General features: G+C 53.4%; 20 protein-coding genes, 4 tRNA genes and 2 other RNA genes. 4 read left to right on the top strand and 22 right to left on the bottom strand.

Features of this window, described 5'->3' with window-relative positions:
* Positions 1 to 49 precede the first annotated feature (49 nt).
* The 6 genes from yigB to AAIE03_RS17295 all read right to left on the bottom strand — a co-directional run bounded on the left by yigB (position 50) and on the right by AAIE03_RS17295 (position 6130).
* Positions 50 to 766: a 5-amino-6-(5-phospho-D-ribitylamino)uracil phosphatase YigB gene (gene yigB / locus AAIE03_RS17270; protein ID WP_014595013.1), complete on the bottom strand. Its 717-nt coding sequence runs from the start codon at positions 764 to 766 to the stop codon at positions 50 to 52.
* Complete coding sequence (gene xerC, locus AAIE03_RS17275; protein WP_013024072.1) at positions 763 to 1668, bottom strand: tyrosine recombinase XerC; 906 nt, start codon at positions 1666 to 1668, stop codon at positions 763 to 765. Before xerC ends, yigB begins: the two co-directional genes overlap by 4 nt.
* Positions 1665 to 2369 (bottom strand): DUF484 domain-containing protein, encoded by a 705-nt coding sequence (locus AAIE03_RS17280; protein ID WP_013024071.1) that lies wholly within the window; start codon positions 2367 to 2369, stop codon positions 1665 to 1667. Before AAIE03_RS17280 ends, xerC begins: the two co-directional genes overlap by 4 nt.
* A complete protein-coding gene (dapF, locus tag AAIE03_RS17285) occupies positions 2366 to 3190 on the bottom strand; it encodes a diaminopimelate epimerase (protein WP_015701292.1) in 825 nt (274 codons plus the stop codon). The genes AAIE03_RS17280 and dapF overlap by 4 nt, the downstream gene beginning before the upstream one ends.
* Before the next feature lie 29 nt (positions 3191 to 3219).
* Positions 3220 to 3435 (bottom strand): LPS translocon maturation chaperone LptM, encoded by a 216-nt coding sequence (gene lptM, locus AAIE03_RS17290; RefSeq protein ID WP_013024069.1) that lies wholly within the window; start codon positions 3433 to 3435, stop codon positions 3220 to 3222.
* A gap of 136 nt (positions 3436 to 3571) precedes the next feature.
* Positions 3572 to 6130 (bottom strand): class I adenylate cyclase, encoded by a 2559-nt coding sequence (locus tag AAIE03_RS17295; RefSeq protein ID WP_013024068.1) that lies wholly within the window; start codon positions 6128 to 6130, stop codon positions 3572 to 3574.
* Positions 6131 to 6443: 313 nt separating this feature from the next.
* On the opposite strand from AAIE03_RS17295, the gene hemC reads away from it, so the two are divergent.
* The 4 genes from hemC to hemY are packed head-to-tail and all read left to right on the top strand — an operon-like array spanning position 6444 to position 10467.
* Positions 6444 to 7385 carry a hydroxymethylbilane synthase gene (gene hemC / locus AAIE03_RS17300; protein ID WP_024471032.1) on the top strand — a complete coding sequence of 314 codons (942 nt, stop codon included), beginning with the start codon at positions 6444 to 6446 and terminating at the stop codon, positions 7383 to 7385.
* A complete protein-coding gene (hemD, locus tag AAIE03_RS17305) occupies positions 7382 to 8110 on the top strand; it encodes a uroporphyrinogen-III synthase (RefSeq protein ID WP_028716130.1) in 729 nt (242 codons plus the stop codon). Before hemC ends, hemD begins: the two co-directional genes overlap by 4 nt.
* Before the next feature lie 24 nt (positions 8111 to 8134).
* The gene (gene hemX, locus AAIE03_RS17310) at positions 8135 to 9268 is read left to right on the top strand and encodes a uroporphyrinogen-III C-methyltransferase (RefSeq protein ID WP_014595008.1); all 1134 of its coding nucleotides are present in this window, start codon (positions 8135 to 8137) and stop codon (positions 9266 to 9268) included.
* A gap of 2 nt (positions 9269 to 9270) precedes the next feature.
* The gene (gene hemY / locus AAIE03_RS17315; RefSeq protein ID WP_498563099.1) at positions 9271 to 10467 is read left to right on the top strand and encodes a protoheme IX biogenesis protein HemY; all 1197 of its coding nucleotides are present in this window, start codon (positions 9271 to 9273) and stop codon (positions 10465 to 10467) included.
* Between the two features lie 685 nt (positions 10468 to 11152).
* On the opposite strand, the gene AAIE03_RS17320 is transcribed toward hemY, so the two are convergent.
* From AAIE03_RS17320 to wecB, 16 genes are all read right to left on the bottom strand, one after another.
* Positions 11153 to 11268: non-coding RNA, RtT sRNA (locus tag AAIE03_RS17320), on the bottom strand.
* A 32-nt stretch (positions 11269 to 11300) separates the two neighbouring features.
* Positions 11301 to 11430: non-coding RNA, RtT sRNA (locus AAIE03_RS17325), on the bottom strand.
* A 32-nt stretch (positions 11431 to 11462) separates the two neighbouring features.
* Positions 11463 to 11539, bottom strand: a tRNA-Pro gene (locus AAIE03_RS17330).
* Between the two features lie 21 nt (positions 11540 to 11560).
* A tRNA-Leu gene (locus tag AAIE03_RS17335) sits at positions 11561 to 11647 on the bottom strand.
* 16 nt (positions 11648 to 11663) lie between these two features.
* A tRNA-His gene (locus AAIE03_RS17340) sits at positions 11664 to 11739 on the bottom strand.
* A 95-nt stretch (positions 11740 to 11834) separates the two neighbouring features.
* Positions 11835 to 11911: transfer RNA gene (locus tag AAIE03_RS17345), tRNA-Arg, on the bottom strand.
* Between the two features lie 158 nt (positions 11912 to 12069).
* Entirely contained in the window at positions 12070 to 12810 is a 741-nt protein-coding gene (gene wecG / locus AAIE03_RS17350; protein WP_013024063.1) for a lipopolysaccharide N-acetylmannosaminouronosyltransferase, read from the bottom strand.
* A gap of 36 nt (positions 12811 to 12846) precedes the next feature.
* Positions 12847 to 14190 (bottom strand): ECA oligosaccharide polymerase, encoded by a 1344-nt coding sequence (wzyE, locus tag AAIE03_RS17355; protein ID WP_014606994.1) that lies wholly within the window; start codon positions 14188 to 14190, stop codon positions 12847 to 12849.
* Positions 14187 to 15254: a TDP-N-acetylfucosamine:lipid II N-acetylfucosaminyltransferase gene (locus tag AAIE03_RS17360; RefSeq protein ID WP_029569332.1), complete on the bottom strand. Its 1068-nt coding sequence runs from the start codon at positions 15252 to 15254 to the stop codon at positions 14187 to 14189. The genes wzyE and AAIE03_RS17360 overlap by 4 nt, the downstream gene beginning before the upstream one ends.
* The gene (gene wzxE, locus AAIE03_RS17365) at positions 15251 to 16501 is read right to left on the bottom strand and encodes a lipid III flippase WzxE (protein ID WP_013024060.1); all 1251 of its coding nucleotides are present in this window, start codon (positions 16499 to 16501) and stop codon (positions 15251 to 15253) included. Before wzxE ends, AAIE03_RS17360 begins: the two co-directional genes overlap by 4 nt.
* Complete coding sequence (gene rffA, locus AAIE03_RS17370) at positions 16501 to 17631, bottom strand: dTDP-4-amino-4,6-dideoxygalactose transaminase (RefSeq protein WP_014595004.1); 1131 nt, start codon at positions 17629 to 17631, stop codon at positions 16501 to 16503. The genes wzxE and rffA overlap by 1 nt, the downstream gene beginning before the upstream one ends.
* Complete coding sequence (gene rffC / locus AAIE03_RS17375) at positions 17618 to 18325, bottom strand: dTDP-4-amino-4,6-dideoxy-D-galactose acyltransferase (RefSeq protein WP_014595003.1); 708 nt, start codon at positions 18323 to 18325, stop codon at positions 17618 to 17620. Before rffC ends, rffA begins: the two co-directional genes overlap by 14 nt.
* The gene (rfbA, locus tag AAIE03_RS17380; RefSeq protein WP_013024057.1) at positions 18303 to 19184 is read right to left on the bottom strand and encodes a glucose-1-phosphate thymidylyltransferase RfbA; all 882 of its coding nucleotides are present in this window, start codon (positions 19182 to 19184) and stop codon (positions 18303 to 18305) included. Before rfbA ends, rffC begins: the two co-directional genes overlap by 23 nt.
* An 18-nt stretch (positions 19185 to 19202) precedes the next feature.
* Positions 19203 to 20273 carry a dTDP-glucose 4,6-dehydratase gene (gene rfbB, locus AAIE03_RS17385; protein WP_105082627.1) on the bottom strand — a complete coding sequence of 357 codons (1071 nt, stop codon included), beginning with the start codon at positions 20271 to 20273 and terminating at the stop codon, positions 19203 to 19205.
* Positions 20270 to 21529, bottom strand: coding sequence for a UDP-N-acetyl-D-mannosamine dehydrogenase (wecC, locus tag AAIE03_RS17390; protein ID WP_013024055.1), 1260 nt, complete (start codon positions 21527 to 21529; stop codon positions 20270 to 20272). Before wecC ends, rfbB begins: the two co-directional genes overlap by 4 nt.
* Entirely contained in the window at positions 21526 to 22656 is a 1131-nt protein-coding gene (gene wecB, locus AAIE03_RS17395) for a non-hydrolyzing UDP-N-acetylglucosamine 2-epimerase (RefSeq protein ID WP_013024054.1), read from the bottom strand. The genes wecC and wecB overlap by 4 nt, the downstream gene beginning before the upstream one ends.
* Positions 22657 to 22662: the final 6 nt, after the last annotated feature.

The following is a 22662-nucleotide window of genomic DNA, read 5'->3' on the forward strand; positions in this document are numbered from 1 at the left end:
CCAATAAGTCAGAAAATGCGAAGCATAAGACTGGATAAATTTACAGCCATTATAACAGCGAGGTGAGTGATGCCAACTGGGAAATTTCAACGTGTGGCAGCAGACGGGCATCCTCGATCTGCATGAGATTACCCTCACGAAGGTTAATCCAGCAGGCCTGCATGCCAAAACGAATCGCGCCTGCCACATCGGTGGTGAGATCGTCGCCAACGTGCAGAATGTGTTCCGGGGCGATATTAAGACGTTGCGCGGCCAACTGGTACATATCCAGCCACGGCTTAGCGCGCCCGTCTGGCCCCGCCCGGAGTGAAAACTGGAAGTAGTGTGCCAGCCCGAGTTTTTCAGGCTGCGCGTTGCCATTGGTGATCGCCACCAGCGGCACTTTCTTCGCCAGGGCGTTCAGCGTGTCATGGGTTTCAGCGGGCATATCGACCTGGCTGCGCCACTGATGGAACACATCCATAACTTGCGTCGCGCCCGCCGCGGCTTCGGATGGCGTTAAACCGGCCTGGCACATGACATGTTCAACTGAACGCCGACGCCACTCAGAGACATCATGGTAGATCTCAGGTTCGCTTGCACGTAACTGACTGCGCGAGGCGGCTACGTCTTCCGGCGTTATGGCTCGCAGCGCCGGGTGGAAAGCCTGCAGCGCAGCATGAGAGGCTTCCGTGGTTTTACGGATCACCGGATAGTTGTCATAGAGCGTGTCGTCTAGATCGAAAGTGATCGCTTTGATGTCACGCAGAGGGCGATAAAACTTCATTCACTCTTTCCTCGTTTGGCGCGGGGATGCGCAGCATCATACACCGATGCCAGATGCTGGAAATCAAGATGGGTGTAAATTTGGGTGGTCGACAGATTCGCATGGCCCAGTAATTCCTGCACCGCGCGCAGATCGCCACTCGACTCCAACAAATGGGTGGCAAAAGAGTGGCGCAGCTTATGGGGATGTATATGACTGGAAAGACCCTGCTTAATTCCCCACTCGGCAAAGCGTTTCTGGACGTTGCGCGCAGAGATACGAGAGCCACGGCTGGAGAGAAACAGCGCATCATCCCCAGGGTTAAACGCGGTGCGTAGCGGCAACCACTGCTGGATCCAGCTGACGGCGGTGCGACCGATCGGCACGCGCCGCTCCTTGCTGCCTTTACCTAAAACCCAAACCTCTCCCGCCTCAAGATCGACATGGCGGCAGTCCATATTGACCAGCTCGGAAAGACGTAACCCTCCGCCGTACATCACTTCCAGCATCGTACGATCGCGGATCGCCAGCGGATCGGTGAGATCAATCTCCAGCAACTGGTTAACGTCATCAACATCAATATTTTTCGGTAGATGACGACCGTTGCGCGGCGTGGCGATCCCTTTCGCCGGATTAGCCGCCAGCATGTCGCGGCTCACCTGCCAGTCAAGGAAACTGCGTAATGCGGAAAGACGTAATGCCAGACTGCTTGCAGCCAGACCTGCACGACGGCTGCGGGCCGCCATGCTCCGCACCATGGCGGGATCGAGCTGTGACCACGCGCTGATTTTCATCTCATCGGCAATTGTCACCAGTGCGGCAAGCTGACGCGCGTAGCTGCTCAGGGTAAGCGGGCTGAGCTGGCGTTCAACCTTCAGGTGGCGCAGAAAGCCGTCAACGGTCTCCTGCAACACGCTGCTCATGCGCGCTCCACCCAGCGTTCCAGCAGCGCAGGTATCATCTGCGAAAGGTGCTGAAGCAGTAAGGTGCCCATGCCCGACTGATAGTGCAGGCTGTCGCGGCTACTGAAGATAATGATGCCAAGCTCGCCCTCATCACCCATCAGGGACATGGCGACTGAACCAATGGCCTTTGCCTGAGGCAGCAGCAGCAGCAGTTCCGGGCCATTGATATTCCCCAGATAGTGCTGCTCATTACCGAAGCGCTGAATGCGTAACGGTTCGAAAGCCTGACGGGCCAGGCCAAGCTGCACAAAGTCAGACGGCGCACCCAGTCGCCACTTGTCGTTAAACAAGCGGATATTGGCTCCCGCCAGTCCGAGATCGCGCGCCCAGCGATGCAGGCGATTAAGCATATCCTGGAGTGAGCTGGCGGCGGCCAGGTGACTTTGCAGTGAAAGCAGACGTGAGAATAACTGTTGATTTGCGGTCGCCTGCTCCATCAGCAGCGTAATTTCTTCTTCCAGACGCTGGATGTGATTGCGCTGGCGCGCCATGTGCCATTCCACCAGCGATACGCTGCCGCGAACCGGGTGCGGTACCGCCATCTGTTCCACCTGACGGGCGTTGCGCATAAAGAAATCAGGATTCTGACGCAGATAATCACTGACGGCCTGATCGTCCAGCAGGACAGTATTTTCCACCTGCTCTTCGATATTTTTCATAAGTGAATAAACCCATCGTAGACATGTGTGGCCGGACCGGTCATGTAGAGCGGCTGTCCGACGCCTTTCCAGGCGATATGTAACGTGCCGCCTGGTAAATCAACGCGTACTTTCTGACTTAAAATACCCTGCTGGATACCGCAGGCAACCGCCGCACAGGCACCGCTACCGCACGCCTGGGTTTCCCCTGCACCGCGTTCATAAACACGCAGCCGGATGTGTTCAGGGCTGATAATTTCCATAAAGCCCACATTGACGCGCTCCGGAAAACGCTCATGGCTTTCCAGGACCGGTCCCAGAAGCTCAACCTGGGCCGTTTTCGTGCTTTCCACCTGGATTACGCAGTGAGGGTTGCCCATGGAGACGGCACCAAACATCACCGTTTGTTCCGCCACGCGTAACAGGTAAAGGTTTTCGGCTTTATTGGCGCGGAAAGGCACCTGCTGGGGTTCGAAATTTGGCTCGCCCATATTCACACGTACCAGATCGTCTGGTGTCACGCTCAGAACCATGCGACCAGCCTGGGTGCTCACGCGAATATCGCTTTTATTCGTCAGCCCTTTTAACTGAACAAAACGGGCGAAGCAGCGGGCGCCATTCCCACACTGCGCGACTTCACTCCCGTCTGCATTAAAAATGCGGTAGTGAAAGTCGAGATCGGGATCGTAAGGCGGCTCAACGACCAGCAGTTGATCGAAGCCAATCCCGAGATGGCGATCGGACAGCCGGCGGATCAATTCCGGCGAAAAAAAGACATTTTGCGTTACGGCATCCACAACCATGAAATCATTGCCGAGACCGTGCATTTTGGAGAACTGCATTTTTTGCTCCGCCGGATGCGCCATAAGTGTTATTTCATTTGTGAGCTTGAGCTTGAACCACCCGTCACCAGACCACCTACATCCGCTTTAGACGCGTCGGCTTTCTGTTTTTGCGTGGGTGCTGACGTTGGCGCAGCTTGTTTTGGCGTGTCCTGCGGCGGGAAGTAGAGCGGTCCTTTTAATCCACAGCCTGCAAGGCTTGTTAATGCCATTGTCATTGCTAACAGGCTTATCGCTTTCTTCATTCTTTATGCTCTTCATGTCCTGTGACCTGGATGCTTATCATCGCAGTTGAAGTTGGAAAAGCAACAGGAAATGCCAGCTAATCACGTGAGCGTTGTGGCAAGCCCTGAAGATAGCATCATTGCGGGCTTACCGAACTCAATGTACCTGATAGCGTGGCTGATAATCGTTATTGTCGTTATCAGGCGGTGAGGCACAGAGATCGGTGAGGACCTGATTTCTGAATGGAATGACCTGATAACGTTCACCTGTGTTCACGATTTGATAGAACTGCGGCAGGTTAAAATTGATAAAACTTGAGCCATAGGTAAAACGGTCGTGCGACGAGGAGTAAAAACGGCTGACGTCCCGTACCAGCTCTTCCTTGCTGCCTTCACAATGGTGATAGACCTCGACGCGGTTACTTTCATCCAGAATGTAGATATTGAAACCGCGATCGTCGGTGGTATCTTCAAAAAAGAACTGAATGATCCCTTCGCTGGCATAGCCGTTAACCACAGGCGGCAGTGGCGTCTGATTAGACTCGACTTTAATCGACAGGCCGTGAAGCTTGTTGTTGGAAATGGCGCCATAAAACTCAACGGCGTTTTCCAGCTTCTGAACCGATACGCCCATGCGTTCAAAGAACAACCCCCAGGTCTGGCCCGCCATGCGCAGTGCTTTGAACCGCCCTGGCTCCTGACGCGTACTGGAAAGGCGCAGTTCGATGCACTCTGACACCAGCTGCTGTACGCGGGTACGAATCAATCCACGTAAATGCTGGCTGTAGCAGAACACCTCAACGGTATCAGGCGGGGAAGCGTCCTGATGCATTTTACCCAAGATGGTTTTCAGGCCTTCGATCATCGCCTGTTCGCCACTGAAGTGCAGCGTACGCACCTCATTCCACGAGTTACGGTACAGCAGGTCGATACTGCCGATTAAACACTGCTGCTGCTGACCAAAGCTGAACACATCGAGTTTGCGGAAATCGAAATGCACCACCTGGTTACGAAACGCCGAGGTGGGATCGTGCTCAAGGTTAACGATGATGGCCAGATGGCGGATTTCACACGGGCTGTAGAGCGCCTTGGGCGTGGGCGCAGGCAGACGCAGCGGGAAATGGCTGGAGACATCGTCGACCAGTTCCTGCAGGCGCGCCAGATCGCATAGCTCATTGCCCTTAATGTGCAGCCGCGTTTTGCTGGTCAGCAGTCCGTTGAACCAGGCCCAGGCGACCAGCTTGTTAAGATAGCGGTTATATTCCAGCGGCTGATGGCTGATGATTGAGCTCATGTCCGGCGACTGGTTATACAGATACCAGCCTGGCCGGTTGGCACGGCCCGGCGGCACGTGAATGAAGGTCAGATTGGATTCGGACAGATCGGGAGAAATCTGCGGATTAACCAGCGTCACCTTGCCCGGCAAGGCCTCAAAGGCGGCGTACAATTTACGGGTCAGCACGCCGATATCCTGCGGGCTGGCGCTGACGCTTAAATTGTTGCGACGGGCAAAGCGGATAAGGTTGCGATAGCTTTGCATCATCGCATCCAGCAACTCATTGTGCGCTTCGCGCACGCGCTCGATTTTCCATTCGGCACGGTTGTCCAGAATAGCAATCTTTTCGTCGTCCCAGCCCCAGGCTTTAACCAGCTGCGACAGGATCTCACGGCGCCAGCCGCTACGCTGCGGGTGATCGTCACTGCTGAGTTTTTCGCAAACTTTTAAATAGAAGCAGCGGCGAACCAAATCAAGGCGGGGCTGATCGTCAATACTGGTGAGATAGCGTGTAACGCGTTCCAGCATCATACAGTAAGGATCAAGGCCAAAGCAGACGATTTCTCCGTCGTGCAGACGCTGCTTGATATCCATCGCGAGCAGTTTGGTATCCGGGTATTCCCAGCTATAAGCTTCCAGCAGCAGCGTTTTCAACACCGCTTTATAGGGCGAATCGATACTTTTATACAGCTGCCACAGGCTGGCACCGAAATACTCTTCTGCTGATAACGTGCTGAGGCCGCCCAAATCCAGCCACTCGTTTGGCGTGAGCACGCCTTTCGCATACAGCGACATCACGTAGTCATCATAGTGATGCTCTTCTTCGCCTGGCACCATATTCCACAGAATACGTTTACCGGCCATTCTTACCGCCGTGCGGTAGAACTCATCCAGCAGCAAAATATGTTGGGTAGAACCGCAGTCTTCACCACCAAGATTGCCGCTTTCGTTGTGGCGGAAGCGGTTTTCATCAATGAGGAAAAAGCTGACTTCGATGGCCTGCGAGGCACACCATTTTTGCAGCAGCGCACATTTACGCTGCAGATTCAGGCGCTCTTCATTATCCAGCCAGGATTGATGGCAAACCCAGATATCCAAATCGGACACGCTGTTTTGCCCAACGGAAGAGGTGCTGCCCATTGAGTAGATGCCAGTGATAGGCAGTTCACCTTTAGGGGCTTCGACCAGGGAGAGTTCCTGTTTGCCCGTTAACTCTGCAAGCAGCTGCAGTTGGTTTTCATCAGGCGTGAAGACGTTGATGCCGTGGGGAACGCTACCTTCGAGGTAACCCGGCATCAGCGGATGTTGATAATGTAGTAAGATCGGAAGCAGACTGTAGACTCGCTGAAAAGCGGGCCCCATGGCAGCGAGTGCGCGATCAACGCGCAGCTGGTTAATTGCATCCAGTCTCTGTTTTAGTGTCTCAATATAGAGGTACAAGACGTTTCGCCTGGTTGTCCTGGAGTTTAAGCACCCTGTTTCCAGTCTCTGCCGCTTAATAAGAGAGATGTCGTGCAGATAATTGCTGGAAACGTGATCAATCTATCACTCGCTGGATTGACCGTAAAGAAAGTTACGCTACCTGCATTTTAGCACGGTTTCGTCTACTTTTCGCTCACTCTGCGCCTGGCCTGAGATTACTGTCTGATATATCAGGTTTAATCCGCAGGCGGTTCTTTTCAATCCGTTGAAACTGACAGCATTCCCTCAACGATGATAGGATATTCGATGAACGATCTAAATGGTTAACGGCATGTTAAACAAAATTTTCAGAATTGCTACACGACAAAGCCCACTTGCCCTGTGGCAAGCACAATATGTACAGCAACGATTGATCAGTGCCCATCCTGGCCTGCGCGTGGAGCTGGTACCTATGGTGACAAAGGGCGATATCATTCTTGATACACCGCTCGCGAAAGTGGGGGGGAAAGGGCTGTTCGTTAAAGAGCTCGAGCAGGCAATGTTAGAAAACCGTGCCGATCTGGCCGTACATTCGATGAAAGATGTGCCCGTGGCATTTCCGGAAGGCCTGGGCCTGGTCACCATTTGCCAGCGGGACGATCCGCGCGATGCGTTTGTCTCCAATCACTACGCGTCAATTGATGAACTTCCACAGGGCGCTGTCATTGGAACGTCAAGCCTGCGGCGTCAGTGCCAGATTAGCGCGCGACGTCCCGATCTGGTGATTCGCTCGCTGCGCGGGAACGTGGGCACACGATTAAGTAAGCTTGATGCTGGCGAATATGACGCCATTATTCTTGCCGCCGCCGGGTTGAATCGACTTGGCCTGGCCGATCGTATTCGCCAACCGCTACCTGCGGATATTTCCTTACCCGCCGTGGGTCAGGGCGCAGTTGGCATCGAATGTCGGTTAGACGACAGCACGTTAATTGCGCTGTTACAGGCATTGAATCACGATGATACGGCGGTCTGTGTGAGAGCGGAACGCGCCATGAATACCCGACTTGAAGGCGGCTGCCAGGTTCCGATTGGTAGCTTTGCCGTACTTGAAGGCGACGAACTCTGGCTTCGCGGTCTGGTGGGTGCACCCGATGGGAGCGTCATGGTGAGCGGTGAACGCCGTGGGCCTCGCGATCAGGCAGAGCAAATGGGCATTTCGCTGGCAGACGAGTTGCTCAACGGTGGCGCACGTGAAATTCTGCGCGACGTTTATCAGGGGCAACCTCCCGTATGACGATTCTGGTGACGCGCCCGGAACCCGCAGCGGCGGAGTTGGTCTCGCGCCTGCACGCCCAGGGTAAACAGGCGTGGAGCCTGCCGCTGATAGAATTCGCGCCGGGTAACGATCTCCTGCAGTTACCGGCCACCCTTGCCACGTTGAAACGCGGCGATCTCGTTTTCCTCCTTTCGCAGCAGGTTATTCACTTTGCACAGCACGCCATCAAAGCATGGCCCGCTGACGTAGACTATTATGCAATTGGTCGCAGCACCGCTTTGGCTTTTCATACGATCAGCGGCCTGCAGGTGACCTACCCTCACGCGCATGAAACCAGCGAAGAGTTGATAAAACTGGCGACATTGCAGCAAATAGCGGGTAAGCATGCGCTTATCCTTCGAGGGAATCAGGGCCGCGAGCTGCTGTCAGAAACGCTGGTGGCACGTGGCGCGCAGGTCACCTATGCAGAGTGCTATCAACGTTGCCAAAAACACTATGACGGCGCCATCGAAGGCCGTCGCTGGCGCGATCGTAATATTCACACGCTGGTCGTGACCAGCGGTGAGATGCTGCATCAGCTGTATTCGCTGTTCCCCGAGGTCGATCGTGAGGAATGGCTGCTCCGCTGTCGACTACTCGTCGTCAGCGAACGTTTGGCTTCCCTGGCCGCCGATCTTGGTTGGCAGACTATTCAGGTAGCCGATGGTGCCGATAACGATGCGCTGTTGCGCGCGTTATGTTGAACTTAACAATGGGATGTGCCAGATATGACGGAACAAAAAGACACCTCCGCCGTGGTTGACGAAACCACACCAGCGGTTGATCGCCCCTCTTCTACCCAGGAAAAATCACCGCGCAATCGCAATAATGGTGGCATGGTGCTGGGAGCAGTCGCGATTGTCATCGCACTGGCGATTGGCGCAGGGTTATACCTGAACGATAAACACCAGGCCGAACTGCAGGCACAAACCAACCAGGAACTGAGTGATCAACTGTCCACGCTGCAGAAACAGGCAAACAGCGACAAACAGCAGCTGGCCCAACAGTTGAGCGCGACAGAAAAAGCATTAGAGACCGCTCAGTCACAGCAGGCGGCATCGGCCAAAGAGCTGGAAACGCTGCGTGAAAAAATGGCTTCAATTTCAGGTAATGACGTGCGCAGTTGGTTAGTGGCCCAGGCTGACTACCTGGTGAAGCTGGCCGGACGTAAATTGTGGAGCGATCAGGACGTGACCACCGCTGCAGCGCTGCTGAAAAGTGCAGATGCCAGCCTGGCAGACATGAACGATCCCAGCGTCATGAACGTGCGTCGTGCGTTAACTCAGGATATCAGTACGCTCTCCGCCATCTCCCAGGTGGATTATGACGGCATCATTTTGAAACTTAATCAGTTATCAAACGGTGTGGATAATCTGCGGCTGGCAGATAACGACAGCGATGATGCGCCTATGGACAGCGACAGCGGTGAACTTTCCAGTTCCATTCGTGAATGGCGTCAGAATCTGGTGAAGAGCTGGCATAACTTTATGGATGACTTTATTACCATCCGCCGTCGCGATAATACCGCACAGCCGCTGCTGGCACCGAATCAGGATGTTTATCTGCGTGAGAACATCCGCTCGCGCCTGCTCATCGCTGCTCAGGCCGTACCACGTCACCAGGAAGAGATTTACAAGCAGTCGCTTGAAACCGTTTCAACATGGGTGCGCGCGTGGTATGACACCAATGATGCCTCAACCAAAGCGTTTCTGGCCCAGCTGGATGAATTAAGCCAGCAGAACATCAATATGGATCTGCCCGACAGCCTGGAGAGCCAGCCGCTGCTTGAAAAGCTGATGCAAACCCGCGTTCGTAATCTGATGGCACAGCCTTCTGCCGCCGCTAATCAGCAGGGAGGCTAATCATGCTTAAGGTATTTATCCTCTTTGTTCTGCTGATTGCCGGCATTGTACTGGGGCCGATGATTGCGGGTCATCAGGGCTACGTGCTGATTCAGACCGACAACTGGAACGTTGAAACCAGCGTGACGGGCCTGTCCATCATCCTGATTATTAGCCTGCTTGTGATCCTGGCTGTGGAATGGATACTGCGCCGTTTATTTCGCACCGGCGCGCGTACCCGCGGCTGGTTCACTGGCCGTAAGCGTCGTCGTGCCCAGCGCCATACGCAAAATGCCCTGATGAAACTGGCGGAAGGGGATTTCAGACAGGTAGAGAAACTGCTGTCTAAAGACGCAGAGCATGCTGATGTGCCTGTCGCTAACTACCTGCTAGCTGCAGAAGCCGCACAACAGCGTGGCGATGAAATGCGGGCCAACCAGCACCTTGAACGGGCGGCTGAGCTGGCCGGCAATGATGTGATTCCGGTCGAAATTACCCGTACCCGCATTCAATTGGCGCGTCGTGAAGATCATGCAGCGCGCCACAGCATCGATCGCCTGCTCGAAGTCGCGCCTCCTCATCCGGAAGTGCTTCGTCTGGCTGAGCAGGCATATGTCCGCACCAGCGCCTGGAGCGCACTGCTGGATATTCTTCCCGCCATGGAAAAATCCGAGGTCGGGACAGAAGAGCAACGCACCCTGCTGCAGCAACAGGCCTGGCTGGGCCTGATGAACCAGGCGATGGCCGATCAGGGCAGCGAGGGACTGAAGCGCTGGTGGGGCAATCTGAGCCGTAAAACTCGCCATGAGACATCATTGCAGGTAGCGATGATTGACCATTTGATTGAGTGTGACGACCACGATACCGCGCAGGACATCTTGCTGGATGGGCTTAAACGTCATTACGATGATCGTCTGGTGCTGCTGATGCCACGTATTAAGAGCGGCAACCCAGAGGCACTGGAAAAAGCCTTACGTCAGCAAATCAAACAGCATGGCGCGACGCCCCTGTTGCACAGTACCCTGGGGCAGTTGTTAATGCGCCACGGTGAATGGCAGCAGGCAGCGGAAGCACTTCAGCAGGCACTGGCTCAGCGCCCTGACGCCTTTGACTACGCGTGGCTGGCTGACGTTTACGATCGCCTTCGCCGTCCGGAAGAGGCGGCAAAAATGCGTCGTGAAGGCCTGTTGCTGACGCTGAAAAATAACCCTGATGCCTGATAGTACAGCATCGCGTTAAGTAAAAAACCGGGCTCGCCCGGTTTTTTTGTGTCTGCGCTTTCAGGCAAAAAAAAACACCTGCTAAAAGCAGGTGTAAGATCAGGTCGGTTAGACAACCGAGAGGTACCCGACTCAACGTGGTGTCTGATAACCCTGTAAGACTTTCGCGATACAGGCAGGCAGACAACAGGTACCCAAAATTGGCTCTGCGTCATTCCCAGGTTTATGTAGCCGAAGCAAACATAAGAGGTGGAATGAGCATCTACGCGTTAATTATTGCATAATCCATGCCAGTTGTTATTATTATTTTAATTATTTTTATAAATCAGTCACTTATATCTTAATGCTTTTTTTGGGGTTCTTTCTCTTTGCGATGAGCGTCGTGTTATTACGACAAACCAGACAATGGATGTCGCATACAGGCGACAAACAAGGTAAAGACTTGTCAATCCGTGTTAAAACAGTAATTTAAGCGTCTCATTTTTGCGACAGCCATTACTATGACTCCGCTCTGACTCACTTCCGGGAGAAATGACGTGCCCGTCTGAGCGGATTTTCACCCCTGAAAGACGACACTGCCTGCGCAACGTTGTCTCACTGACGCCCGGCGCAAACCGCCTTCGGCGGTGCTCATCCTCTTTTATTCAGGCGAAAAAAACCTGTCCTTGCAGACAGGTTTCTAAAATGGTCGGCGAGAGAGGATTACGCGCCCCTTCGGACCGTTGCGTTCGCAACGTTGTCTCGCTGCGCTCGGCGCAACCCTCCTTCGGAGGTTTTCATCCTCTTTTATTCAGGCGAAAAAAAACCTGTCTTTGCAGACAGGTTTCTAAAAATGGTCGGCGAGAGAGGATTACGCGCCCCTGCGGGACGTGCCCTTCGGGCCGTTGCGTTCGCAACGTTGTCTCGCTGCGCTCGGCGCAAACCGCCTTCGGAGGTTCTCATCCTCTTTTATTCAGGCGAAAAAAAACCTGTCCTTGCAGACAGGTTTCTAAAAATGGTCGGCGAGAGAGGATTCGAACCTCCGACCCACTGGTCCCAAACCAGTTGCGCTACCAAGCTGCGCTACTCGCCGATTTTTTTATTTTGTTTTGCCTGGTGCGAAGAGAGGGACTTGAACCCTCACGTCCGTTAAGACACTAACACCTGAAGCTAGCGCGTCTACCAATTCCGCCACCTTCGCGTATCCCAGCAAAATCTGGGGTGGCTAATGGGACTCGAACCCACGACAACTGGAATCACAATCCAGGGCTCTACCAACTGAGCTATAGCCACCACTGTACTGAATGTTGCAAGTCAAACCCACAGCATTTAAATCTTTGTTACTAACGCGGTACTCAAACCACCGAAGCTCTTACGCACAAACTAAATGGCGCGCCCGACAGGATTCGAACCTGAGACCTCTGCCTCCGGAGGGCAGCGCTCTATCCAGCTGAGCTACGGGCGCGTAGCGCCGTTGCGGATGTGCATACTAGAGATAAGCGCCCACGCTGTCTAGTGCTTTTTAAAGAAAATAGCGCGTTTGATTACGCTTTGTGCATTTCGTCGACAATTAACGCATTTATGCCGTTACTCGTGCGAAAAACCTGGCGTTAATCAGCGATCTTACAGATCGCCACGCCAGTGATAACGCAAATATTTCACCAGCTTCAACTGCCTGCGTAGGCGACTGGGCTGTTTGATTAAGCGATAAAACCATTCCAGTCCAAGCTTCTGCCAGATTACAGGCGCGCGCTTTACATGACCGGTAAACACGTCATAGGTACCGCCTACGCCCATATACAACGCCTCAGGCCAGTGCTTCTGACACTCGGCCATTAAAAGTTCCTGACGCGGAGAGCCCATCGCTACCGTTACCAGCCTGGCTCCGCTGGCCGCAACCCTGGCAAACAGTGCATCGCGTTCCGCCGGGACAAAATAGCCATCCTGTGCACCCACAATATTCACGTTCCACTGACGACGCAGTTTATCGCAGGTTTCGTCCAACACTGCCTGCCGACCGCCGATCAAAAACACCGGCGTTCCGTTGCGTCCGGCACGTTCCATTAAGGCTTCCCACAGATCGGCCCCTGCAATCCGCTGTACTGAGGCCTGCGGATATTTCTTGCGAACAGAGCGTACAATGCTGATGCCATCCGGATATTTAAATTCAGCCTGCTGAATTTGAGCACGCAGCGCTGCATCCTGCTCGGCATTCAGCACTTTTTCCGCATTGATGGCCACCAGCGTGCCGCTCCGGACAGCGGAATGCGGCATCAGGAAATCCACAAAAGAAGCCATGCTGTCAAAGCCGTACAGCGTGATGCCGCGAATCACATAGCGTGGCGTTTCGGAAACTGTACTCATCTCTTTTTAATTCTTCCCTTAGATCCCAGAGGTTAATCAGGATGGGCTATGAAGCGCCCGCTCACGTCGGCTGCGAATCAGGCCGACATGATCCAGTAACCAGAAAAGCAATTTCGCCATCCCCAGACAGGCGGCAAAAATAATACAGAAAAACACAACACGTGAGCCAAACGCATCCAGCCCCTCGCGCGCCAGCACAATCATGTTGAATACGGCACCGAAACAAAAGCTTTGCAGAATCGCCCCGGTATAACGATTCGATTCATTGCGTCCGCGCTTATAGAGCGTGTCGAAAGCTTTGATGATGAGCCCAACGGCCACAGCGCCTGGCGGAATGGCCCAGACGCCGCCCATCACCAGTAGCGAACCGATTAAGGTAGGCGAAATCGCCAGTCCGGAATGGTTGTTCAGTACATCCCAGGTAAAGTAATTAGCGCTGTTCAGTACTGACAGAGGACGATCGGGCCACAGCCAGGTTGGGATAAACACATAGAAATCGCGCCACATGGGCGCTAAGCCCTGAAAGTCTATCTTATGGTAATTCTCCAGCAGCAAAGCCAGATTTTCCCATGGCGAAAACGTATCGCGCGTCAGGTACAGAAAGGTGTAAAAAGCCTCGTCGCCCATGACAGCCAGATTGTAGCGACGCAGCGCCAGCCAGAACATTCCCCCAATCGCCATCACGCCCGCAGCGGCCAGCATCCACAATGTGATCCAGCCACGTGTAATACCGATAAACAGAAATAACGCAAAAGCGATAATGATATTGGCACGCGTGCCACCAACCAGCGCGTAGGTCAGTAAGCCAAAGCTGACCGTGATGATGAGAAACAGCAGCCAGTTACGGCGCGTGGGATGCAAGAAATAGGGAATCAGCATCGCCGGGATGAAGAAATAAAAGAACCGCTTCAGTGCAACGCCAGACACTTCACTGGAAAAGATCTGGTTATAGGCCGTCAGTCGGAATAACAAAAATCCGTTATGGATAAAGAACACCGTTACGGTTGCAACCGCCACCAGCGCCAGTAGCCCACCGGTCAGATGCGTTTCGACCCGGTTCATTTGTAGCCAGGGCCGGGCAGGCGCTGCGGATGCCGGCCTGAGGCGCACCTTGTAACTGACAAAGTAAATAGCATAAAACGCCGTGGCCGACAGCATCGCCTGCAGCAGAAAATCCGCCGAAACCACCTGCGTATCAAACCGAAAGACCAGAATACTGGTTAGCGGAAAACCGAAGTAGAAGGTCAGTAAAAACAATAAAGTAAAAAACAGGTGGAAGTTAAACCGTTCCTGTTTAAGTTCGCGCATGTTCAGGGTCACAATGGTCACCAGTGACAGCACATACACGATCAGCAGACCACTAAATGCCATAAGACTCATGAGGGCTCTCCTTCGCAAAGGCGCAACGCAGTTCGCCAGCCTTCCAGATAGCCTGGGGCCAGGAAAGCAATGCGCTGTTTATCGCATCCCACAAGTTGCCGACGCGCCTCTGCGACGATATCAGGCGTCAGCGCATCGTCGTTGAACAAGACAGGAAGCTGCTGCGCGGTAACATCCCGCCAGAACGGATTTTTACGCGTCAGGACGAAAGGCACATTAGCCTGAATCAGCAAACATAGCGTTCCCACGCCCTGCTGCCGTTCGAACATAAAATAGCCCAAATGGCAGCGTGCCAACAGCGCCAGATAGTCGTCAAAAGCAAGATTATCCCGCAGTAACCTTACCTGCCCCTGCGGAAAGAGTCTGTCGGCGGCGTTCTGAATCTGTCCGATATACTCATCATTGTCAGGCGGATAACCCAGCGGCACGTCAATGCGCACATCTTCGCCAAACTGAGCCTTGATCGCTGCAAGCCCCTCAATATGGCGGTTACTGGCGTCACCAGAATTACCCAGCAGCACGGTAAACGTCTTGTCTTGATGAGGCGTAATGGCGACTGCAGGTAACTTTGTGGGAAAATACAGTAAAGACTGCGGTACAGACTTGTGGCGTTGCTGGTAGTGATACAGATCGCCCTGGGTGGCGAACAGGTGTGCAACGCGCCCCTGCGCAGCACGGCGCAGGAAATAAAACAGCCGGAACTTCAGGCTGCGTGAATCTTCATACAAATCCGCTCCCCAGACGTGCCAGAACAGTTGAGAACGGCGTAACCTGCCGCTCAGCAACGCCAGCCAAAGCCAGGGGTTAAACTGCCCGTGGCAAAAGAAGCGTTGGTCGCGATTTTTCGCCCGCTGCAACAGCGCCTCAGCCAGCGCTTTCTTACTGCTAAAGGTTTCAATGTGCAAAGCGCCAAAACCGGTGAGGTTTTCAGGCTGCGATGTCACCACCATAAAGTGACGCGGTGCAGAAACAGGCTGCTCGATGCTCATCACGTCGTTAAAAAAACGCAACACCGTCAGATTGTGATGGGGAATATTGGATCCCAAAACGTGAATTAAAGTCATTTTTTTCGGCAGTAAAGAATAAATGCGCCACAGCAGAGCGCGAAATAGGTAACGTAGGTGAACATATAGGCTTGCGCTGCCCCACTGGCCCCCTGTAACGGGATAAGCCAGCGCGAGAACAGCGTCAGCAAAATAAACTGACTGATTTCGGTCAGCACATAAAAGCGTAATGAGGCTTTCGCGATGACCAGATAGCCGAAAACGTAGGCGCCGACTTTGAAAACATCGCCACAGAGTTGCCAGACAAACAAATCCCGCATGTCGTGAAATGCCGCGGAGAACAACAGGCTGATGGCGATATCACGCATCATCCACACGCTCAGGCTGGCCGCCGCGACCGCCGGTAACACAAAGCGTAACGCCCGGCCGATCTCACGCGCAATATCCTTTTTGTTATCTAACCGGGCCAGTGTCGGCAGTAGCCAGACGCTAAAGGTCGCGGTGATAAACTGCAGATAAGCATCAGATATACTGGTTACGCCCTGCCATAATCCTACCTGCGCCCAGCCGTTACTGGCAGCCAGTTGATTTCGCATCATCACCCAGGCAACCGGCAGGGTGACGGCGGTGATCAGCGCCATAATCGTGTATTTTGCCAGATGACGCGCCATTTCCGGCTGCCAGGTGGGCCGCAGCCAGCTCAAGGGGAGCGGGACACGACGTTTCAGTATCACCAGCGCTGGAAAAACGAGTAACGCGGGTACCAAAGCCAGCCCGGTCAATGCGCCCGCATAGCCCCCCAGCCACCAACACAGCACGTAACCGAGCACGCCCGTTATGCTACCGCAAATAAGGGCCAGCGCATTACCGCGCGCATCACGGTAGCCTTTTATGAACGCCAGAAGCAGGTTTGCCCACGCGATACCAAACTGAAGAAAGGCAACGATACGTATCACGTTTTGATAGCGATCGTGACCAAACAGCGCAGTGCTGATGGGAGCCGCAGCCAATAAAAAGACCAGCGCCAGTAGCGCTGAGAAACCCGTCACCATTGCCGAGGCGGTGCCGATTAGCGCACGGAGTTGCCGGGGCTGCTGTTGATATTGTGCAACATACGTGGTGACGCCGTTAAAGATACCCGCTCCGGCCAGCACGCCCAGCACGGTGATGAGCTGGCGAAAGTTACCGGCCTGGCCCACGCCTTCCGGACCAAAGCTGATGGCCAGTAACTTGACGACCAGCAGCCCAACCGCAATTTTTACTATCGTCGATGAGGCGGTCCACAACGATGCTTTGGCTAATGACATCAGGAAAAAAAGCTCAGTAGCGAGCCGATCACGGTGCTCTGATTGTTATCCGACAGATTATAAAACAGCGGTAAACGTAATAAGCGCTCACTCTCTGCTGTAGTAAAACGGTCCTCACCGGCAAAACGTGAAAAACGCTGGCCCGCGGGCGAACTGTGCAAAGGGATATAATGGAAAACGGCCAGGATTTCGGCCTCTTTAAGCCAGTTGATCAGGGCCTGACGATGCTTCTCATCACGCAGCTTTATATAAAACATATGGGCGTTGTGCTGACAATCAGCCGGGATGGAAGGCAATGTAATCTTGCCGTTTTCCGCCAGCGGCTTCAGGGCATCGTAGTAACGTTGCCACAAGCGCAAGCGCTGTTGATTAATTCGATCAGAGGACTCCAGCTGCGCCCAGAGATAAGCCGCCTGCAGGTCAGCCATCAGATAGCTGGACCCCATATCGCGCCAGGTATATTTATCTACCTGTCCCCGGAAAAACTGACTGCGATTGGTGCCCTTTTCGCGAATAATTTCTGCGCGTTCTACCAGGCTGGCATCGTTAATTAACGTCGCGCCGCCTTCTCCACCTGCGGTGTAATTCTTGGTTTCGTGGAAGCTGAAACAGCCGATATGACCAATGGTGCCTAATGCCCGGCCTTTGTACGCTGACATCACGCCCTGCGCAGCATCCTCAATAACAAACAGCTTATACTGTGCCGCCAGCGCCATAATCGTATCCATCTCACAGGCAACGCCCGCATAGTGGACCGGCACGATAGCGCGGGTTTTATCGGTTATCGCCGCTTCAATCAGCGTTTCATCCATGTTCATGGTGTCGGGGCGCACATCCACGAACACAATTTTCGCGCCACGTAATACAAAGGCGTTGGCGGTTGAAACAAAGGTGTAGCTCGGCATGATCACTTCATCACCCGGCTGGATATCGATCAGCAGCGCGGCCATCTCCAGCGAGGCGGTACAGGAAGGCGTCAGTAACACTTTCGCACTACCGAAGCGCTGCTCCATCCACTGCTGACAGCGGCGAGTATAACCGCCGTCGCCACACAGCTTGCCGCTGCTCATGGCAGACTGCATATACTCGATTTCGCTTCCCACAACCGGGGGCGCATTAAAGGGAATCATGACCTCTCCTGTAAAACCAGTACGCCGTGCTTTCAAGACGCGCGCCACTGCGTAGATAAAGACGCATCGCCGTAAGATTACTGATTTGCGTGGCAACCCGCAGACGTTCGAGCTGACGCGCACGGCCCCAGTCCGCTGCAGCCAGCATCAGGCGCTGACCGATACTTTGTCCCTGCGCCTCAGGCACCACCGCCAGCAGGCCAATACGCGCATCGCCTTCGACCTCACGTAAAGAGACAAAGCCCTGAAGCGCGCCGCGTTCATCACTGGCGACAAGGCACTGATGATCGAAGGTGCCGCGGACCGCATTTTCGATCCACTGCGCATAGAAGCGGGCACTGTCATCAGGCGCAAACCACGGCGTGCGAAAACGACTTTGACGGAAGGCCAGAGATGCGGCTTCGCGTAATGCTGGGATTTGTGCTTCCCGCGCAATACGAATGCCAGTCTGGCGTTCGGTGCGTTTGATCGTCAACGACAAATCCACTTCACCTTCCACCAGGTGAAACTGATGCTGATTTAACGCATCGATGATGTCGGTTTGTTCCGCTGACACTTTGATTTGAAACAGCGCGCAGGCGTGCCGAAGCGCGTTTTCGAGCGACAGATCCCCCCCGGTTTCCAGCCTCACGGCGTCAAAGCCGAAGAACTGGCTCTCCCAGGTGAGTGGATTAATACTGACGAGGACGGACATGCAGAAGATCCAACAAATATTGACCGTAACCTGTCTTAACTAACGCTTCGCCCGCAACACGTAATTGCTCATCACTTAACCAGCCATTTCGCCAGGCGATCTCTTCAAGGCATGCAATTTTAAACCCTTGTCTTTTCTCGACCGTTTGCACAAACATACTGGCCTCAACCAAACTGTCATGTGTTCCCGTATCTAGCCATGCAAATCCCCTACCGAGAAGTTCGACGGCTAGCGCTCCCCGTTCCAGATACATCTGGTTGATGGCGGTGATTTCGAGTTCACCCCGTGAGGAAGGTTTAACCTGTTTGGCAAACTCCACCACCTGACTGTCATAAAAATACAGGCCAGTTACCGCCCATCGTGACTTAGGCTGCGAGGGTTTTTCTTCGATCGAAATCGCATTGAAGTTTTCATCAAACTCCACTACGCCAAAACGCTCAGGATCCATGACCTGGTAACCGAATACAGTGGCACCTTTATTATGCATAACCACTTTTTTCAATTTAGGACTAAAACCCTGACCGAAATAAAGATTATCGCCCAGCACCAGGCAACATGACTCTCCGGCAATAAACGATTCGGCAATGATAAAGGCCTGAGCAAGTCCATCAGGACTGGGCTGCACGGCATAATTCAGGCGCAAGCCAAATTCGCTGCCATCTCCTAGCAAACGTTCAAAATGGGGCTTGTCTTCAGGTGTCGTGATCAACAAAATGTCGCGGATACCCGCCAGCATCAGTACCGACAAGGGATAATAAATCATCGGTTTATCGTAGACGGGTAAGAGTTGCTTCGATACGGCACGTGTTATCGGGTGTAATCGTGTCCCTGAGCCGCCAGCGAGAATGATGCCTTTCATCTCTGCTCCTTTTGTTGACTATTTTTTCAGACCAAGACGTTCACCGTCATAGCGATCATTGAGGATAGCTTGCCACCACGTGGCGTTATCCAGAAACCAACTGACGGTTTTACGCATCCCGCTTTCAAACGTTTCCAGCGGCGTCCAGCCTAGTTCGCGTTCAATTTTACGGGCATCAATCGCGTAGCGCTGATCGTGGCCGGGACGATCGGTGACATAGCTAATCAAATCTTTGTAGTTATGCAGACCTGTTAGTTTACGTTCTGGTGCAAGTTCTTCTAACAGACAACAAATGGTTTCAACCACTTCAATATTTTGACGCTCATTGTGACCGCCAATATTATAGGTTTCCCCAGTTTTACCACGCGTGACCACCGTATAAAGCGCGCGAGCATGATCCTCAACGTATAACCAGTCGCGCACCTGTTGCCCATTTCCATAAACAGGTAAGGATTTTCTTGCAAGCGCATTGATAATTGTCAGCGGGATCAGCTTTTCTGGAAAATGATAAGGACCATAATTATTTGAACAGTTGGTCACAATGACGGGCAATCCATAAGTGCGTAACCAGGCTCGTACCAAATGATCGCTGCTTGCCTTCGTTGCTGAGTAAGGACTGCTGGGGGCGTAGGGCGTATCCTCAGTAAAAAATGCCGAAGTATCATCTAGATCGCCAAAAACCTCATCCGTTGAGATATGGTGGAACAGGAAGTTTTTTTTCCTGTCACCCGTCAAGGCATTCCAGTAATGACGGGCCGCTTCCAGTAACTGATACGTTCCAACTATATTTGTTTCTATGAACGCTATTGGCCCATCAATTGAGCGATCAACATGGGTTTCTGCCGCCAGATGCATAACGCAGTCCGGTTGATGCTGACTAAAAACGCTGTCGAGCGCCGCGCGATCGCATATATCGACCCGTTCAAATTTAAAACGAGGATTCTCTGTAACGCAGGCGAGCGATGAGAGATTACCCGCATAGCTCAACTTATCAACAACAACCACGTTATGTTCTGTTTCGTTTATCAGGAATCGCACGAGCGCCGAGCCGATAAACCCGGCACCACCCGTAATCAAAAAATTTTTCATCGCCAGACACCTTTCGTATCAACAACCCATTGCTGAGTAATGTGCGCAGCATCAACACGGCGGAATGCATGGTGATCGACCAGCATCACCAAAATATCCGCCTCCTGCAGCGCCTGCTCGGTTGAAACCAGGGTGGCCTGTGTCGCCAGGATGTCGGGAATCTGCTGAATATGCGGTTCGGTTACCCACGTGCGGCCCTGATGCCAGTCGGCAATCAGGTGCGCCACTTCCATGGCTGGGCTTTCACGCAGGTCATCAATGTTCGGTTTAAACGCCAGGCCAAAGCAGGCAATGGTCAGATCGCTGGCACGTTTTCCGGTCTGCATCAGGCAGTCTGCCAGCGCTTTTTTTACCTGGTCCAGCACCCAGTGCGGCTTGGCATCATTTACTTCGCGAGCGGTACGAATCAGGCGTGCTAAGTCCGGATTCTGCGCCACGATAAACCAGGGATCGACCGCAATGCAGTGCCCGCCGACGCCTGGCCCAGGCTGCAGGATATTGACGCGCGGATGACGATTCGCCAGTGCAATAAGCTCCCAGACATTAATCTGCTGCGCAGCACAAATTAGTGAAAGCTCATTGGCAAAGGCGATGTTTACGTCGCGGAAGCTGTTTTCTGTCAGCTTGCACATTTCAGCGGTGCGTGCATTTGTCTCGACGCACTCGCCCTGTAAAAAAATACGATACAAATCACTCGCACGGGCAGAACAGGCTGGCGTCATGCCGCCAATCACGCGATCGTTGCTGATCAGCTCAGTCATGATCTGACCGGGTAAAACGCGTTCGGGACAGTAGGCGACAAAGACGTCAGGATCCCCGTCGTGCTGTGGGAAACGCAAATCAGGTCGCGCCGCGGCCAGCCAGTCGGCCATCTGCTCTGTACTGCCAACCGGAGAAGTCGATTCCAGAATCACCAGATCGCCTTTTTTCAGTACCGGCGCAATCGACAGCGCAGCCGCACGCACAAAGCGTAAGTCCGGTTGGCGCTCCGCCATAAAGGGCGTGGGCACGGCGATCAAAAAAGCATCAGCGGCTTCGGGTTGCGTCGTAGCACGTAAATCTCCACGCTCGACCGCAGCCTGAACCACCCGATCCAAATCGGGTTCGACAATATGAATGGCACCACGATTGATGGTGTCAACTGCGTGGGCATTGATATCGACGCCCACCACTTTCTTTCCCTTTGAGGCAAAAACGGCTGCGGTTGGCAGCCCAATGTAACCCAGTCCAATAACGGAAATGGTTTCAAAACTCATAAGTTGGCTCTGTTATCTTTTAAGGCTTGCAATATTCGCCCGCAGGCTTCGCCATCCCCATAAGGGTTATGGGCACGGCTCATGGTCTGCCAGGCCTCATCATCGTTAAGTAATGTACTGACCTCATTAACAATTCTTGCCGTGTCCGTACCAACCAGCTTCACCGTTCCGGCTTCGACGGCCTCTGGACGCTCGGTGGTTTCACGCATCACCAAAACCGGTTTACCCAGTGAAGGCGCTTCTTCCTGAATACCGCCAGAATCGGTGAGAATCAGCCACGCCCGGTTCATCAACCAGACAAACGGCAGATACTCCTGAGGATCAATCAACACAATGTTATCAATGCCGCGCAGAATGCGGTTAACGGGTTCATGTACGTTAGGATTGAGATGGACCGGATAAACGATTTGCGCATGAGGATGCTGGCGCGCAATCTGGGCCAGAGCGCTACAGATGCGCTCAAAACCTTCGCCGAAGCTTTCACGACGATGACCCGTCACCAGTACCAGCTTTTTACTGTCATCAAGAAAGGGATAGCGTGAAGCCAGCTGCGCGTTTATCTCATTATCGTCCAGCACCCGATCTCGCACCCATAGCAAGGCATCAATTACCGTATTACCGGTGACAACAATACTGTCGTCGGCGAGGTTTTCATCCAGCAGGTTCTGTCGGGAACGCAGTGTGGGCGTAAAGTGTAAACGGGCAAGATGTCCCGTCAGCTTACGATTCCCCTCTTCCGGCCACGGCGAAGCCAGATCGCCCGTGCGTAAACCTGCTTCGACATGCCCGACGGGGATTTGCTGATAGAAAGCCGCCAGGCTGGCCGCCAGCGTGGTCGTCGTATCCCCGTGGACCAGTACAATATCGGGTTTGAAATCGAGCAGTACGGTATGCATGCCTTGTAAAATACGGCAGGTTATCTCCGTTAATCCCTGTTCGGGTCGCATAACGTTGAGATCGTAGTCAGGTTGCAGCTGAAACAAGCTCAGCACCTGATCAAGCATTTCACGGTGTTGCGCAGTGACGCACAGCCGTGATTCAAAAGCAGGGTCCTGTGCCAGTGCCTGCACGAGTGGTGCCATCTTAATGGCTTCAGGTCGGGTGCCAAAAACTGTCAGAACTTTCACACTGTT

Source organism: Pantoea sp. Ae19-2, from assembly GCF_059801205.1.